Source organism: Coleofasciculus chthonoplastes PCC 7420 (assembly GCF_000155555.1).
Lineage (GTDB): Bacteria > Cyanobacteriota > Cyanobacteriia > Cyanobacteriales > Coleofasciculaceae > Coleofasciculus > Coleofasciculus chthonoplastes_A.
On sequence record NZ_DS989850.1, the window covers coordinates 15,968 to 31,631 of the forward strand.

At 45.9% G+C, this 15,664-nt stretch carries 13 protein-coding genes and 1 pseudogene; 2 read left to right on the forward strand and 12 right to left on the reverse strand.

Annotation, left to right across the window (positions count from 1 at the left end; all coding sequences use genetic code 11):
- Positions 1 to 121: 121 nt before the first annotated feature.
- Complete coding sequence (locus MC7420_RS14770) at positions 122 to 2,176, forward strand: SpoIIE family protein phosphatase (protein ID WP_198016466.1); 2,055 nt, start codon at positions 122 to 124, stop codon at positions 2,174 to 2,176.
- A gap of 104 nt (positions 2,177 to 2,280) precedes the next feature.
- Here the strand turns inward: MC7420_RS14770 and MC7420_RS14775 are convergent.
- The 4 genes and pseudogenes from MC7420_RS14775 to MC7420_RS14790 form a co-directional block, all read right to left on the reverse strand.
- A pseudogene (locus MC7420_RS14775) lies at positions 2,281 to 2,451 on the reverse strand (AAA family ATPase); the annotation flags it as partial.
- 85 nt (positions 2,452 to 2,536) lie between these two features.
- A complete protein-coding gene (locus MC7420_RS14780; RefSeq protein ID WP_006101410.1) occupies positions 2,537 to 3,277 on the reverse strand; it encodes a pentapeptide repeat-containing protein in 741 nt (246 codons plus the stop codon).
- 91 nt (positions 3,278 to 3,368) lie between these two features.
- Positions 3,369 to 4,073: a pentapeptide repeat-containing protein gene (locus MC7420_RS14785; protein ID WP_006101331.1), complete on the reverse strand. Its 705-nt coding sequence runs from the start codon at positions 4,071 to 4,073 to the stop codon at positions 3,369 to 3,371.
- Between the two features lie 105 nt (positions 4,074 to 4,178).
- A complete protein-coding gene (locus MC7420_RS14790; RefSeq protein WP_006101564.1) occupies positions 4,179 to 4,991 on the reverse strand; it encodes a carbon-nitrogen hydrolase family protein in 813 nt (270 codons plus the stop codon).
- Positions 4,992 to 5,162: 171 nt separating this feature from the next.
- On the opposite strand from MC7420_RS14790, the gene MC7420_RS14795 reads away from it, so the two are divergent.
- Positions 5,163 to 6,425, forward strand: coding sequence for an RNA-guided endonuclease InsQ/TnpB family protein (locus MC7420_RS14795; protein ID WP_006101396.1), 1,263 nt, complete (start codon positions 5,163 to 5,165; stop codon positions 6,423 to 6,425).
- Between the two features lie 239 nt (positions 6,426 to 6,664).
- Here the strand turns inward: MC7420_RS14795 and MC7420_RS14800 are convergent, their stop codons facing one another.
- The 8 genes from MC7420_RS14800 to MC7420_RS39770 all read right to left on the reverse strand — a co-directional run bounded on the left by MC7420_RS14800 (position 6,665) and on the right by MC7420_RS39770 (position 15,592).
- A complete protein-coding gene (locus MC7420_RS14800; RefSeq protein ID WP_006101449.1) occupies positions 6,665 to 7,465 on the reverse strand; it encodes a class I SAM-dependent methyltransferase in 801 nt (266 codons plus the stop codon).
- 273 nt (positions 7,466 to 7,738) lie between these two features.
- On the reverse strand, positions 7,739 to 8,590 hold the full coding sequence (locus MC7420_RS14805) for a hypothetical protein (protein WP_006101554.1): 852 nt from the start codon (positions 8,588 to 8,590) through the stop codon (positions 7,739 to 7,741).
- 60 nt (positions 8,591 to 8,650) lie between these two features.
- Positions 8,651 to 9,286 (reverse strand): Uma2 family endonuclease, encoded by a 636-nt coding sequence (locus MC7420_RS14810; RefSeq protein WP_044207523.1) that lies wholly within the window; start codon positions 9,284 to 9,286, stop codon positions 8,651 to 8,653.
- 155 nt (positions 9,287 to 9,441) lie between these two features.
- Positions 9,442 to 11,061: a 2-isopropylmalate synthase gene (locus tag MC7420_RS14815; RefSeq protein WP_006101349.1), complete on the reverse strand. Its 1,620-nt coding sequence runs from the start codon at positions 11,059 to 11,061 to the stop codon at positions 9,442 to 9,444.
- A 70-nt stretch (positions 11,062 to 11,131) separates the two neighbouring features.
- The gene (locus MC7420_RS14820; protein WP_006101490.1) at positions 11,132 to 11,650 is read right to left on the reverse strand and encodes a LabA-like NYN domain-containing protein; all 519 of its coding nucleotides are present in this window, start codon (positions 11,648 to 11,650) and stop codon (positions 11,132 to 11,134) included.
- 549 nt (positions 11,651 to 12,199) lie between these two features.
- Positions 12,200 to 13,036, reverse strand: coding sequence for a sulfurtransferase (locus MC7420_RS14825; protein ID WP_006101534.1), 837 nt, complete (start codon positions 13,034 to 13,036; stop codon positions 12,200 to 12,202).
- 13 nt (positions 13,037 to 13,049) lie between these two features.
- Positions 13,050 to 15,251 carry a ShlB/FhaC/HecB family hemolysin secretion/activation protein gene (locus tag MC7420_RS14830; RefSeq protein ID WP_006101538.1) on the reverse strand — a complete coding sequence of 734 codons (2,202 nt, stop codon included), beginning with the start codon at positions 15,249 to 15,251 and terminating at the stop codon, positions 13,050 to 13,052.
- A 164-nt stretch (positions 15,252 to 15,415) separates the two neighbouring features.
- Positions 15,416 to 15,592 carry a hypothetical protein gene (locus tag MC7420_RS39770; protein ID WP_006101471.1) on the reverse strand — a complete coding sequence of 59 codons (177 nt, stop codon included), beginning with the start codon at positions 15,590 to 15,592 and terminating at the stop codon, positions 15,416 to 15,418.
- Between the last annotated feature and the right edge of the window lie 72 nt (positions 15,593 to 15,664).

Consider the following 15,664-nt stretch of genomic DNA (forward strand, 5'->3'; position numbering starts at 1 on the left):
GGATTGATTCGTGTAAAAAGTGCTAAACTATAAACTTTAAACTCGGTATCAGTTCAACCCGATTACATGGGGTGAGGTTAACACCGTGAATTCCAGGCTGAACGCTTTTAAAGCTAAATTTTTGAATGATCGAGTTCAAGCTAACCGTCGGAAACTAGCCGCTCAGCTGCGTAATCAGAAAATTGGACAAAAATTAAATATTGCCTTTGGTATTTTAATGGTGATGACGTTTCTGGTGATTGGGCGAAATTATTTGGGGGGGCGAGAGGCTCAAGTCAATATCAATCGAACCCAGAATACACGAGTTCCTACCGCCCTAGCTTCCGCCCAAGCCCAGGCAAATTTGCTGAAAATGTTGTCCCAAGTGCGAGCGTATGTAGCCACGGGAGATCCGGAGTACCGCTACCGCTACCAAGGATCGAGACAGAAGTTTGAAGCCGATTTAGCCCAAATGGAGGTGCTGGCGAACCACTCCGCCTCTGATATTCGCGATCGCGTCGGTAAACTAAAACAAACGTATCAGGTTTGGTCGCAACTCCCCGATCAGTTAATCGCCTTGCGAGATGACTTGCTGGAAAATCAACCCGCCTTAAAACTTTTGGATAGCCAAGGGAAAAAACCGATTATTATTATTCAGCGAGAGATAGAAGAAATGCTCGATGATCAACAGACGCGATCGCCTTCCGCTACTAACACGGCTCTCCTCAGAGATATGGCTGAGTTTCAAAGTAGTTTTGCTCTCCTCATCTCTGCCTTACAAAGCTACTTAGTCACTCGTTCTCCTTCCTTTCGCTTTGAGTACAATGCTCTGGCTCAAGCTAACCAAAATGCTTGGCAAGAGTTAGTGAAAAAACAACAATTTTTGACGGCTAAACAGCGCACCAGCTTTGATGAAATTGCCAACAGACGTACTGAATTCTTTCGTTTACCCCCACGAATGTTTGAAATTGTTGAAAGTGACCGCTATCGCCAAGAATTATTCTTACTGAAAACCAAAGCCGAACCGCTAGCTGAAGACATGTTGAACCAGCTTGATCAAATTGTTACAGCGCAGCAGTTAATGCTAGCTCAGGAATTAAAAAAAGCCAATCACAGTCTCAATCAAGCGCAATTGCAAACGCTAATTTGGGGAATTTTCGCCTTAATCCTTGCCATAGCTATGGCATTTTGGTTACGCCGACAAATTGCTGAACCGATTAAACGACTGACAGTCGTAACCCGTCGCCTCCAAGATGGGGATTTGAGTGTTAAAGCGGCGGTTAATTCAACCGATGAAGTGGGGGAACTGGCTGACTCATTTAACTGTATGTCAGGACAACTTCAGCACGCCTTTGTCACCTTAGAAGATAAAGTCACCGAACGCACCGCCCAACTCGCAACAGCGAATCAAGAGATTCAGGCGCTCAATCAGAAGCTGAAAACTGAAAATCTCCGCATGAGCGCTCAACTGGATATTGTCCGTCAAATGCAACATCTAATCCTACCCAAAACAGAGGAACTAAACTGTATTGAAGGACTCGATATTGCTGGATTTATGGAACCCGCCGATGAAGTAGGAGGTGATTATTATGATGTACTCTACAGCGACGGTGTTGTCACTATTGGTATCGGTGATGTTACCGGACACGGACTCGAAAGTGGTATTTTAATGCTGATGACTCAAATGGGTGTCCGCACGCTCAAAGAAATTCGCGAAACTGATCCGGTTAGATTTTTGGATACGCTTAACCGTACCATTTATAAAAATATTCAACGGATGAACTCGGACAAAAATCTGACATTAGCGATTCTTAATTATGCCCAAGGTCAAGTCAGCGTAAGTGGTCAACATGAAGAAACTATTGTAGTGCGAGAGGGTGGCAAAATAGAGCGAATTGACACCATCAATTTAGGGTTTCCCATTGGTTTGGAGTATGAAATTTCCGAATTTATTCATCATACTCTCGTACCACTCAATCCGGGTGATGGGATTGTCCTTTATACGGATGGGATTACCGAAGCCGAAAACATAAACCGGATTCAGTATGGGATAGAAAAGCTTTGTCAGGTGGTGCATCAAAATTGGCAAAAGTCGGCGGAGGAGATTAAGCAGGCGGTGATTGATGATGTACGGCGACACATTGGTCAGCAGAAAGTGTTTGATGATATTACGTTGTTGGTGCTGAAGCAACAATAAAGGAAATACTCCCTCCCAGCTAGATCCCCGACTTCTTGGAGAAGTGGGGGATCTGTGTACTAATCCTCTCACTTCAGATTCACCACCTCCAGCGAAAACCCATACTACCAAGGCCATCCCCCAATACTGGGATCGCCAACCCGATAGAGATCACCTAATTGCCATCCTTGTTCAAGTTTTGGTTCTAGAATATCTTGAGAAAGAGATTTAACTGAAAAATGCGTTTTATTTTCTGAGTAAAAACAAAGCACGTTGTCTAAACAATCAGTAAAATTAGCAATCGCCATAGCGGTTAGGACGCATCTTATGGTAGAGACGTAGTATGCTACGTCTCTACCGTCGGGGGGAGAACTATCCAATTCATTCCACTAAGTTTAAAGATGTGACCTCTAGGATTGTCCCTTCTAGTTTGGTGCTATCAAGTTTTACATTTGTCAAGTCCGTCCCGGCTAAATTGGCGTCGCTTAAATCAGCATCTTTGAGAATCGCCGCCGTTAGCTTGGCATAAGCTAAATTAGACCGACCTAAATTGGCTCCATTCAGTTTAGCTTCTGTGAGATTAGCTTCAATGAGGTTCGCCCCACTCAAGTTAACCCCACTCAGATTAGCATTTGTGAGGTTGACTCCAATCATATTGGTGATACTGAGATTAGCGCCGGTGAGATCCGCGTTACTCAAATTCGCTTTGATCAAGTTAGCGCCACTCAGGTAAGCAATCATCAGGCTGCTATGACTCATATCCGCACAACTTAGTTCAGCCCCACTTAAGTTAGCGCCACTGAGATTGGCATACCGCAGGTTGGCAACGCCAAGCTTGCTGCCAATCAAATTCGCATCCTTGAGGTTAGCATCTCTGAGATCCGCATTACTGAGCGTGGCAATAATTAGATCAGCTTTACTGAGATCCGCTCCAATTAGTTTGGCATCTCGTAAGTTAGCATCACTGAGGTCAGCATTACGCAGGTTAGCCCCCATGAGGTCAGCCCCTCGTAAGTCAGTATCGCGCAAGTCAGCATCACGCAAGTCGGCATCACGCAGGTCAGCATTCTGGAAACTTCGCTCTCCTGCTGCATAACGTGACCGAAATTCGTTTGCATCCATAGGTGTAGGTAGGTTTTGTTTGTTGGGAATTCAGCTTGAACTAGCTTTTCCCAATGCTAAGTTTTAGCACGAACCAGAGGATACCGGAATCCTAACTCACGGAACTGGTTTGGGAATCTCCAGTCAAACTGATCAAGGTTCCTTCTAGCTTAGCTTGATCTAGATTGGCATCGGTCAAATCCGCGCTAGCTAAGTTGGCGTCGCGCAGATCGGCATGACACAATAATGCTCCATTAAGCTTGGCATGAGCTAGGTTGGCTCGATACAATTTGGCTTCACTTAAATTGGCACCACTGAGATTGGCTTCAATCAAGTTAGCCCCATTGAGATCAGCACTAATTAGGTTCGCACCACTGAGATCCGCTCCGATGAGATTGGTAATACTTAGATTAGCACCGCTTAAGTTAGCGTCGCTCAAGTTAACTTTAATTAAACTCGCATCACTCAGATAAGCGCGACTCAGGCTGGCACTCTTGAGGTTAGCACCACTGAGTTCTGCACTGATTAAGTTGGCACCGATCAGATTTGCCTCGCTCAGGTTAGCAACACCCATCTTGGCGCCAATCAGGTTTGCCTCACTCAAGTTAGCCCCATTCAAATCCGCATCACTGAGGGTGGTAAAAATGAGATCTGCACCCGTTAGATTGGCACCTTGCAAATTAGCTTCGCTTAGATTAGCACCACTCAAGTCAGAATAACTTAGGTCAGCTTGGTTTAGGTCAGCACCAATCAGATTGACACTGCGAAAATTTCTTTCACCTGCGGCATAACGCGACCGAATTTCTGTAGCATCCATAGGTTTTATGTTGTAAATTTAGGCTTAACAAATTTTTACGGCAGAACCAGTGGTCTAATCCTGTTTGGTCACTTCACATCCAAAAAACATAAGACCAATGACCAATCAGATGAAAACCCGATGTTCTAGGGATGGCATCTGGCGGCGAACTTGTTCAAGGCGAGTCGGATTAATTTCTGCGATCGCGACACCCGGTTGATCGCCAGCATCGGCTAAGATCACCCCCCAAGGGTCAACAATCATGGCGTGCCCGTGGGTTTTACGCATGGCGTAATGACGTCCCGTTTGGGCGGGTGCAATCACGTAACAGGTGTTTTCAATGGCTCGTGCTTGGAGTAGGACTTGCCAATGATCTTTTCCCGTATACGCGGTAAAGGCAGCCGGAACAAACAAAATGTCAGCCCCTTTATAGGCTAAATGACGGTAAAGTTCAGGGAAGCGAACATCATAGCACACCGATAGTCCTAAGTTACCCAATGTTTCGGAGTGGCAAACAGGTGGTAGTTGATCCCCTGGCATCACCGTACTCGATTCTTGATAGGTATTGCCATCGGGAACATTCACATCGAATAAGTGAACTTTTTGATAACGCACCAGTTCGACGCCATTGGGATCGAGGAGCAAGGCGGTGTTGTAAACTTTTGTATTGTCTACAGGCACAGGAAATCCTCCCCCAAGCAGAGTGATTTGGAAGCGCTGTGCCATGGTTTTGAGGAATTTTTCACTCTGGAGGGCGATCGCGTCAGCTTGCGCCACTTTGTCTTCTTCTTTACCGAGGAACGAGAAGTTTTCTGGTAAAGTAATCAGCTCAGCGCCTTGGCGCACCGCCAGTTCAATCAATGTTTCTGCCTCAACCAGATTCTTCTCTAGGTCAGGCAAGCTTGTCATTTGCACAGCAGCGGCAAGATAAGACTTCATCGGTAGCAAGAGTAGAAATGATTTTATAGTTTAACCTGATCCGCGAAAATCCCCGCCCTCAACAATAGTAGGGCGGGGATGGACAGCTCCGAAATTGAGGAACGAAATTTCCCAATTCTCCTAATACATTTACTGAAAACAGTATATAATAGTAAGAAAAGCTGATAAGCAATGCGACATCAAGCCATCAAAGTCAGGCTGTACCCGACAACTGAACAACAGGTGATATTAGCTCAACACTTTGGTTGTAGCCGTTGGTGGTGGAATCATGCACTCAATCTGTGCATTGAAACCTACCAGCTAACGGGTAAAGGCTTGAGTCAATCAGCATTGAATGCTTTCTTACCCAAGCTCAAAAAACAAGAGAGGACTGAATGGTTATCTGAGTGCTATTCTCAGGTATTACAGGCTACTACGCTCAACCTAGTAACTGCTTATCGAAACTTTTTCGAGGGTAGAGCCAAATACCCAAGGTTCAAGGCTAAAAAGAATAAGCAGTCCATTCAGTATCCCCAATCAGTTAAGGTTGTTGATGATTGCCTTAAATTTCCGGGTCGTGTTGGCGTAGTCAAAGCTAAAATACACCGACCAATTGAAGGAACTATCAAAACAGTAACTGTCAGTATGACCCCATCGGGTAAGTATTTTGCTTCTATCTTGATGGAGTTAGAAGGGAATAACCCACCGACTAACACCGATGGTAAAGTCGCTGGAATTGATTTAGGGTTAAAGGATTTTGCCATCGTCAATGATGGGTGCAAAACCTCTAAATACGCTAATCCCAAACATTTAGCCAAACATGAGCGTAACCTCAAGCGGAAGCAACGGAAATTAGACAGAAAGGAGAAAGGAAGCAAGTCACGAAATAAAGCCAGAAAACGGGTAGCTATGGTTCACGAACGAGTTAGTAATGTCCGTCAAGACTACTTACACAAGCTGTCTAGAAAGCTAGTTGACGATAACCAAGTCATTGTAGTCGAAAGTCTAAATACTAAGGGCATGGTTCGGAACCACAAACTAGCTAAAGCAATTTCTGATGTAGGCTGGGGAATGTTTGTCAACTTTTTATCTTACAAGCTCGAAAAAGAGGGTAAGGTACTGGTAGAGATTGACCGATGGTTCCCTAGTTCTAAACTCTGTTCAAGCTGCCACTATCAGGTAAACGAGATGCCCTTAGAGGTCAGGACTTGGACTTGTCCTAACTGCGGCACTCATCATGATAGAGATGGTAATGCTTCAGCAAATATCAGAGCGGAAGGCATCAGAATGCTTCGACAGGCTCAGCAACATTTATCGGTCTCAGGGACTGGGACTGCTGCTGTTGGCGTAGCCTGCGCGAAGCGCATAGGAGGGGAAGTAAGACCAAAGCTTGGGCGCAAGTCTAAGCTGCGGCATTCCCCAATGAAGTCAGAAGCTCCGGCTTCTACGAAGTAAGCCGGAGTAGTTCACCTATACCAGGCAACGCCGTTGGCAGCCATATCAATCCTAGATGCACCCGAAGCGATCGCGTCTCGGAGAGCGGGTATTGGGTCGGGTTCGGTGCATCCCCTGCCTTTTTGTCACAGCTAATTTAGATTAATTCTTTCTTCAGAAGGATACCCAAAACATAATGATTTAGCTACCTTACTCATTCCCTTTTGTCATCTGTATTCTGAATGTATTTTTTTCAGGAATTACTTCGTCGCGACAACAGCGATATTCCACGCCAACCGTTTCATCAAAGGAATCTTTTTTAGACTCTGATCAATTGTCTCCAGCCGCCGATACGTCGGATTTAATCGTTCATATTCGATAATAATCTTTTTCCAGTAACGTTCCTTATTGGGATCAACCTTTTCAATTAAATAGAAGCGCAAGAAAATCCAAAGGCTTGCCAGCCAAAATGTATCATAGCTTACTTGCGAAAAAAGAGACTTAACCACTTTGGTAATATTAATATCCAAGGGCATTTCATCATCGGTACGCACCTCAGTTGCTATACGCCGATAGACATTAATCACAGGATTATGCTTCAGGGGGTCCCAAAAACAGGCTTTTCCTCCGGGTTTGAGAACACGGTGCATTTCCTTTAGTGCGATTTTGGGATCAGGAATATGGTGCAATAAATTGGAGGCATAAACAATATCAAACGTATTGTCGGCAAAATCCAGCGCCATAGCATTCGCTGTATGTCCTTCAACGTTAACGCCGTTAGCCGCTGCTAATTTTAGCGCCACGTCTACCATTCCTGCTGAATAGTCTGCGGCGACACAATTCGCTCCTTTTTGGGCAAAATAAACACTATTTTCACCCGCACCACAGCCTAAATCTAAGAGACGTTTGCCGCGAATATCGCCCAGTTGTTGCAGAATAAAGCGGTTTTCTGGGGCGGTACAGGCTTCAAAATAATCAGCCACGCGAATGCCATCGACATCAATGGCGGCTGCCCAGGTATCATGAAACTGGCGTTCTTTGCTGAGAGTTTCGTCAATCATCTTGTGGGTAATGGTTGTACGGAGACGGTTAGGGAGTTAATAGCAATTGTACAAGAATTTGCACTATTTATGATAAACTATTTACCCTCACCGGAAAACTCTAGGGCATCGATCAAGAAACCGGGTTTCTTTGTTTAAAATGCCGATTTCGTTGTTGTCCTCATGAGAAACCCGGTTTCTGGGAATACTCGCATTTTACAGCAATTAAGGGTTAAAAATAAACGTGCGATCGCGCCCTAAAAAGAAAGACAAAAATCAAGGAACCACTGAAGATCAAAAACCAAACAAGCCAGCTTCGGTAAAAGCTCGGTCTAGGTCAAGTGTCAAACCAAGCTTTTCAGCCCACTCCCATAAATAATCAAAATCAAGTTGTTCTCCTTGCACCTTGAGAACTGCCAAGACATCACGCCATTGCTTGTCCGAACCTGAACCCTGCCTCCATCGGAGTTTACTTAAAATAACATCTTCAGGAGAAGCAAAATAGAGCATCGTGTCTTCAAACTCAATCACCCGTCGGCGCTCAAACTTTAGGCGATCAAATTCCTCTGTTCCAGTTATCAGCAAATCAGCACGGCTAATGCTCTCCATATCGGTAATTTGTAGGGTTTTCATCCGACCCAATTTCACATCATCAACACCGGGAACATAAAAACCACACTCGCTGAGGGCGTCGGTAAGGCGATCAATATCAGTTGGAGAAATACCAATCACCAAATCTAAATCCTGTGTTGTGCGGGGTTCACCGTAAGCGATTGCCGCTACCCCACCCGTGATGTAATAGGGAATGGACAATTCTGCAAAAATGGGATGAAGTTTAACCGCTAACTGTACCGAATCCTGAATCCACATTTGTGACTTGATGGTGGGAATGTAATTAGCAGGGCAATGGTCTTGTAACCACGCTCTAGCAATTTTTTGGGCGAACTGGGTTGGGGAAAGATGTGCAAATTGTTGGCTTAGAGAACACAACGACAGCTTACGGGCGCTCTTTGTCAGCGAGGCTGCCATTTTCAACCGATCGCCCGGTGTCCGTTGTCGGAGTAAGTGGAATGTCAACTTATCTGTTTCTATACTGGTGTCTTTAGCCTGTGGACGGTATCCTGATACAACAGAGAATGGAGACATGGCTGGAATTATCGCGATCGCGGCTGCAAGATCTGAGTTTATTATTTTTTATATTTAATTTCATCGACGCAGTTGTCGTCTCAATTCCCGCAACATCCGACTGGTTCCTTGTTCAATGGCTTGTTGTACCAATGGGGGAATTAGTTCGGTAATTGACATATCACGAAAGATTGCTGTTTCTGGGGAAAGACTATAGTCGCCATTGCGGAAAATATATATCCTAAGCTGGTGATGACGATAAATCCAAACTTCTGGAACTCCTAAAGCGGCGTAGGCGTCAAGGGTAGTTTTTGAGGTAACATCACACTCAATAGCCAGATCTGGGGGTGGGTAAATGTCTAAATCCATAGCCGTGCAACCTTGGACACGGTTGGCGTTCTGGATATAGAGACAGGTATCGGGTTCAACACCAGCAATAACTGGACGTTTGAAGGTTGTTGAACCAAAGTCCTCCCAATCCCGCTCTTGGCTATCTAGAATCGTTTTAACAATATCGGCAATGATGCGATGGGGACGTTCATGAATGGCTAACGGGGACATGATTGAGAGAATGCTTTGGTAGTAGGCGATGCGGGTGTTACGGTGTTCGCCTAACTCTACCAGAATTCGTTCAAAGTCTTGCCAAGATACGTCAGAAATCTGAATGGTGCTACCTGGAGTTAGTTTAATGGCGCGAATGGGAATAGTGACACTCAAGCTATTTTGCTCCAATTGATGCAATTGATGATATCAAATCCACTGAAGCCACGGCGATTAAAATCGCTGCTACACAAACAAAGTCCGCCTACGCGGACTGGATTATAAATTAGATCCCCGACTTCTTGAAGAAGTCGGGGATCTGGCAAGGAGGATTAAACTGAGGCTACCGCTTTATCGGTTTCGCGATCGCTCTCTTGTTGACGTTGCCCCTGTAACCAACCATAGAGTCGGTTTAGGGCATTCACATAAGCTTGGGCTGATGCCACAATAATATCGGTATTGGCAGCATGACCGGAAAAGACGCGACTGTTATAACGTAGCCGAATTGTGACTTCCCCTAGGGCGTCAATCCCGGCTGTCACTGACTGCACCGAATATTCAATCAGTTCGTTGGGAACATTCACCACCCGGTTAATCGCTTTATACACCGCATCCACTGGACCGGTACCAATCGCCGCATCCATCAATTCTTCACCTTCTGGGGTGCGTAAGGTTACAGTAGCCGTAGGACGAGCATGATCCCCACAGGATACCTGAACTAATTCCAAATGGAACAGTTCGGGAACTTGGCTGATTTCGTCGTTAACCAGTGCCTCTAAATCCCAATCCGATACGTCTTTTTTCTTATCTGCCACTTCTTTAAAGCGGACAAATGCCTTATTCAACTCCGTCTCAGACAGATCAAACCCCAATTCCTTCAGGCGGCTGCGGAAGGCGTTGCGCCCAGAATGCTTACCTAAGACAATCTGATTATCAGTTAAACCGATTAACTTGGCATCCATGATTTCGTAAGTCAGCTTATTTTTGAGGACGCCATCTTGGTGAATACCCGATTCGTGGGCAAAGGCGTTTGCGCCGACAATTGCCTTATTCGGTTGTACTAACATTCCGGTTAAATTTGAGACTAACCGCGAGGTTTTGTAAATCTGGCGCGTGTCAATATTGGTTAAGGACTCCTCTGACTCCGGAGGACGTCCAAAATAGGGGTTGTAAAATTGTCGCCGGACGTGTAATGCCATGACGAGTTCTTCTAATGCGGCATTTCCTGCCCGTTCGCCAATGCCGTTAATCGTACATTCTAACTGTCGCGCCCCATTTTTCACCGCTTCCAGGAAGTTGGCAACGGCTAATCCTAGGTCATTGTGACCATGAACGGAGATAATCGCTTGGTCGATATTGGGGACATTTTCTTTAATCCCGCGAATCAATCCGCCAAACTCAGTGGGGGTGGTGTAGCCTACGGTATCGGGAATATTCACCGTTGTCGCCCCCGCCGCGATCGCACGTTCTAGCACTTCGTAGAGAAACTCTGGATCAGAACGCCCTGCGTCTTCGGGGGAAAACTCCACATCCTCGACAAAGGATTTGGCATACGCCACCATTTCCTCGGCGATCGCCAATACGTCTTGTCGAGTCTTTTTCAGTTTATATTTTAGATGAATATCGGATGTGGCAATAAATGTATGAATTCGCCCATGGGCAGCGGGTTTGAGGGCTTTGGCGGCGGCTTCGATATCCTGACGAGTGGCTCTGGCTAACCCACAAATTGTTGGTCCCGACTCCACACCGACGGTTTGGGCAATCTTTTGCACCGCCTCAAAGTCACCGACACTGGCATAGGGGAACCCCGCTTCAATCACATCCACACCGAGTCGTGCTAGTTGCCGTGCGATCGTTAGTTTCTCCTCTACATTTAATGTGGCTCCAGGACACTGTTCGCCATCGCGCAGCGTGGTATCAAAAATAATAATTCGATTGGGTTGTGTGTTCATTTGATTGTCTCCAGTCAGAACTCGTTAATCTTCAATGAGTTAAATCATAAGGGCTAGTTTGTGTGATTAATCAAGAATCCGTTTTCTCGATATAATCACGTATATCATTTAAGTCGATATACCGATCTGTAGCATTTCTTAATTCTCTAGCAATCATTCCTTCCGTTGATACGACTGTAATGTGAGTATTTTTTGAACGCAGCAACTCGATTGCCCGTTCAAAATCACCATCTCCACTAAACAGAATAACTCGGTCATACTGTTCTACAGTATTAAACATATCAACAACAATTTCTATATCAAGATTAGCTTTTTGGGAGTAGCGACCCGAACTATCATCATAATACTCTTTTAAAATTTTAGTTCGGACGGTGTAACCTAGGCTAATTAAGGCATCTCTAAATCCGCGCTGATCTTGAGGATCTTTTAATCCGGTATACCAAAATGCATTAACCAGAACAATATGGGGTTCTTTTCTAAAATATTCTAAGACCCGCTTTGGATCAAAGAACCAGCCATTTTTTTGTTGAGCATAGAACATATTATTCCCATCAACAAAAATAGAAATACGGTTCATCGAGCAAGGCATATAAACTCAGACCTAATAGTTTTGGGAAATTTAAGTGAACTTCTTATTTTAGCAATTTTAATCTAAATATTGGCTGATAGTTAGTCTATCGGCGTAATTCCTAAGCGTTTTAGCGCCATCTAAATTGTCTTACTCTCTCACCTCCAAGTTCAATCTCCTGGCAAAGAAACTCATGTCACTAGATTTCTCTCTGCTTTAGAAAACCTTAGCAACTCGATAGGACGTAGACAGGGGGCTATCTTCAAGCTATTCTCAGGGTTGAGAATAACACCAACCCATTCGCTGTAGATGTACTTTATCGAATTCAGCGATTCACCCCCAACTATACCCGATCAGAGTTAGTTGAGGATGAATCGCCAGTAATAGCAAGTTTGCTTGCATTTAAGTCAACAAGTGTGATAATATTACATGGTTTTTTATGAATATACTGATATAAGCATAATTCTACCGTGGGGTATCAGGAAAGTCACGCCTGAACCTGAGCTACTAGATTCCATTAGGTTGAGCGAAGTCGAAACCTAACCTACCTCTGTTGCGTTAAAGTAAACCTCAAACAGAGGTTTCTGCTAAGTAAGAACACCAGTCGCTCCAACTTCCAGCATAAAGCTTACCCCTTCCTGTTCCGGCTAATTCCAGAGATAAGAGATTCACGCAGGCGGTGACTCCAGAGCCACAATAAACAATGATGTCTGATTTATCTTGGATATCCTGCCATCGCTGTTTTTGCTGATCAGGGGAGTGGAGATAACCTTGAGCATTAGTCACCTCTTGCCAAGGGTAATTCATCGCCCCAGGAATATGACCCGCAACGGGGTCAATCGGTTCATGCTCTCCTAAATAGCGATCGCGTGCCCGTGAATCAACCAAAGCCACTTCAGGTAAATCTTTCCGAGTTTTGACCCCGTTGATATCAACCACCCAGTCAGAGCGCACTTGCGGCATAAACTGCCCCGGTTGAGGTTCCAGTATCGCATCGGTTACTGGATACCCTTGAGATTGCCATGCGCCCCAGCCACCATCCAGTACCGCAACGCGATCGTGTCCCAGGTAACGCAGTAACCACCACAGACGCGCCGCAAACGCAAAACGGGAATCATCATAAGCCACGACTAAGGTTTCACCGAATCTGACCCCAATCGCGGCAAGTTTTTCGGCAATTCGGTTGGGATCAGGTAAGGGATGACGCCCGCCATGACGTTCCACAGGGGCAGACAGATCTTGGTTCAAATCCAAGTAATACGCTCCTGGGATGTGACTCGTCTGATACTCTTTATATCCCTGTTGCGGATCAGCAAGGGCAAAACGGCAATCAATGACAACCACTTGCGGATCATCGAGGTGTTCTTTTAGAAATTGGGTTGAAATAATAAAAGGATGATCAGTCATTAGATAAAAATTATCAAAACGGATTAATCGTTATCGAAAAATATACGCCATTTTCTTGCCAAGTATCATCCTCCGAATCGACTGAAATCAGGGGAATCCCCCAATCTAAGCGAGCGGTAATGCGATCGCCTTGTTGCCATTGTAGTCCCAACCCCAGAGCCGCCAAACTACTCGGGTCAGGATCATCGATCTCGCCGTTATTCCAGGTTGTGCCAACATCCACAAAGGGAGTAACCTGCAAAATACCGTCCCACTCAGGAATGCGTAAAATGGGCAGCCGCACCTCCGCCGAGGCAAAGGCACCATTATCCGTGAGTCGAATATCTTGGCGATAGCCGCGCACACTCCCTAGCCCCCCTAACCCAATCTGCTCAACGGGTAACAAATCTTGAGCCGCCAGTTGAAGATCACCGCGAAGCACCAGTAATGTATCCGGGGCTAAAAGTCTTACCCACTGGGCTTGACCCCGCCAGGAAAAGAAGCGACTATCTGGCTCATCATCATTGACTGTGGCATCAAAGATACCCAGACCCAAATTAAACTGAGAGCGTAGGGCAAAGACTTCACTTGCCCCTCGTTGAGTCCACTCTTGAAAGAATCGTAGGGCTGAAACCCGAATCCGTCCATCCTCATCAGCACCCAGCGAGGGAAAACCCACTTCTTCTCCCACCAACTCTTCTAAGAAAACGGTTTTGGTATTGCGTCGGGACGCGGTTAAACCCACTGCCAATTGCTGGGTTGGCGTTTCCAGGAGGGGTTGACGAAAGGTGAGGTCAAAACTGGTGGAGTCAGATTGGATATCGAGAAAGTTAAATGGATCTTCAATAATCTCGCTGGAGGTGTTGCTAAAGCTAAAGCTAACCTCGCCATTGCGCGGATTAACGGGTAGGGTGTAGTTAAATTCAATCTCGTCACTACCATCGGTGTTGGTATAGCTGAGGGTTACGCCATCACCGAATCCGAGTAAATTGGCTTGGGTGATGGACGCCCCGCGCCGGAAGCTACCCACACTAGGGGAACGCCCATTGTTAGCAAACAGTTGGTAACTCCAAGTGTTGGCTTCAATAACATCAACAATGAGTAAACTGGTACCCGGACCAGAACCCGTTGAGAGTTCAGCCGAGACATTTTCAATCAGGGGATCGAGTTGCAAAAGACGCAGGGATTCTAGTAGATGCGGTACATTCAGGGGTTTGGGATTAGCAACGGCAATGCGCGATCGCACATAGTTGGGACGCAGACGGCGCAGCCCATTCACCTGAATCTCTTCAATTCCACCTTCTACAATTTCAATGGTTACGGTGTCTTGGGTTAGGGGTTGAGGCGGAATGAAGGCACCAGATGTGGCATAGCCGTTGTCCACGTACAACTGGGTGACAGCAGTTCTGGCATTGAGGAGTTCAGCAAAGGTAATCGGGCGATTCGTAAACTCCGCCGTTACTTCGGCTAACTCTTGATCACTAAAGGCGGTATTGCCTGTGAATTCAAATTGTTTTACAGTAATTTGCGCCCCCTCCGGTGTCTCAGGTGTCTCATCAGGCGTTGTTGGCGCTAATTCAGGGTCTAGAAGCTGTTCGGGGGGAGGTAATGTCGGAGACGGCGTAGTTTCTGGCAGCCTTGAGGGAGGCGGTGGCTCAATGTCTTGAGGCGGAGGGAGTTCTGGAATTGAGGGACTGTCACGGGGAGTGGTGCGATCGGGAACTTGAGCGTTGAATGTTGAGTGTTGGGTGTTGAGTATTGACCCAACCCTAGGTGGAATAGCACTGAAATAAGCATTTGGGGAGCGCCAAAACCCTTTATCTATCGTAGGGTGGGCATTGCCCACCAGCCTTAAGTCAGTGACATTCACCCTAGGTGCATCGGAAACCTGGTTTGTCGGGGCGGGTTTAGGGACTGTCGTTTGGCTATGGATAGTAACGTTTGGGCAAAACCCGCCCTGACTGAGGGTTGAATGGCTGATCTCATGTCCGCCTAAACAGTTATCATGTCCTTCGACCTTGCCACCTGACTGCTTACCTGCTGTCCTCTGTTCTCTACCTTCTGCCTTGATGGAATCTTCTGCTTTTGTGAGAGACAAGCCCTGATCGGCTGAAGACTTAGTGTTTGTGAGGATAGGCAGAGTTTGAGCGTTGACCGAGGGAGTTAGCCAAAACGCCGCCCACAATACTGCGATAGAAGTGAATAGAATTTGCCCGTTGGAATTAACACCAATCATCTTGTTCATTTGTAACAAATAAAGAGGCTAATTATCGAGAACCAGGGTGAGACAATTATCGCGGCTCATGAATATAGTCATCTTTTTGATCGACCACGAGTAGTCAGGCATGGCAAAGATTCTACACCTATTTTCATTAATCGTCTCGCTTCTGTCGTAACACCCTAGTGCAAGAAGGCAGAAATAACTGAACAGCTAATATCTCCCCCCGCTTCCCCTGCTCCCTCTGCTCCCCCTGCTTCATCGTATCTACGAAGTTGCTCAAGTATTTTTATGCCCGCTGCACTAGGAGACTGGCAACTTTGGCGGAGTGGTAAGACTAAGTAGGTGGGAAAAATCAAAGTTAACGGCGGCGATAGTCATACTCGCTTGAGCGAGAAGCAAGCTACGTTATGTAAGGATTTGAGGAATGT

Bases quoted from the DNA above. Each gene is read 5' to 3' on its own strand.
- MC7420_RS14790 (WP_006101564.1), bottom strand. From the start codon at position 4,991: ATGAAGTCTTATCTTGCCGCTGCTGTGCAAATGACAAGCTTGCCTGAC.
- MC7420_RS14780 (WP_006101410.1), bottom strand. From the start codon at position 3,277: ATGGATGCAAACGAATTTCGGTCACGTTATGCAGCAGGAGAGCGAAGT.
- MC7420_RS14825 (WP_006101534.1), bottom strand. From the start codon at position 13,036: ATGACTGATCATCCTTTTATTATTTCAACCCAATTTCTAAAAGAACAC.
- MC7420_RS14800 (WP_006101449.1), bottom strand. From the start codon at position 7,465: ATGATTGACGAAACTCTCAGCAAAGAACGCCAGTTTCATGATACCTGG.
- MC7420_RS14805 (WP_006101554.1), bottom strand. From the start codon at position 8,590: ATGTCTCCATTCTCTGTTGTATCAGGATACCGTCCACAGGCTAAAGAC.
- MC7420_RS14830 (WP_006101538.1), bottom strand. From the start codon at position 15,251: ATGATTGGTGTTAATTCCAACGGGCAAATTCTATTCACTTCTATCGCA.
- MC7420_RS14820 (WP_006101490.1), bottom strand. From the start codon at position 11,650: ATGCCTTGCTCGATGAACCGTATTTCTATTTTTGTTGATGGGAATAAT.
- MC7420_RS14785 (WP_006101331.1), bottom strand. From the start codon at position 4,073: ATGGATGCTACAGAAATTCGGTCGCGTTATGCCGCAGGTGAAAGAAAT.
- MC7420_RS14815 (WP_006101349.1), bottom strand. From the start codon at position 11,061: ATGAACACACAACCCAATCGAATTATTATTTTTGATACCACGCTGCGC.
- MC7420_RS14795 (WP_006101396.1), top strand. From the start codon at position 5,163: ATGCGACATCAAGCCATCAAAGTCAGGCTGTACCCGACAACTGAACAA.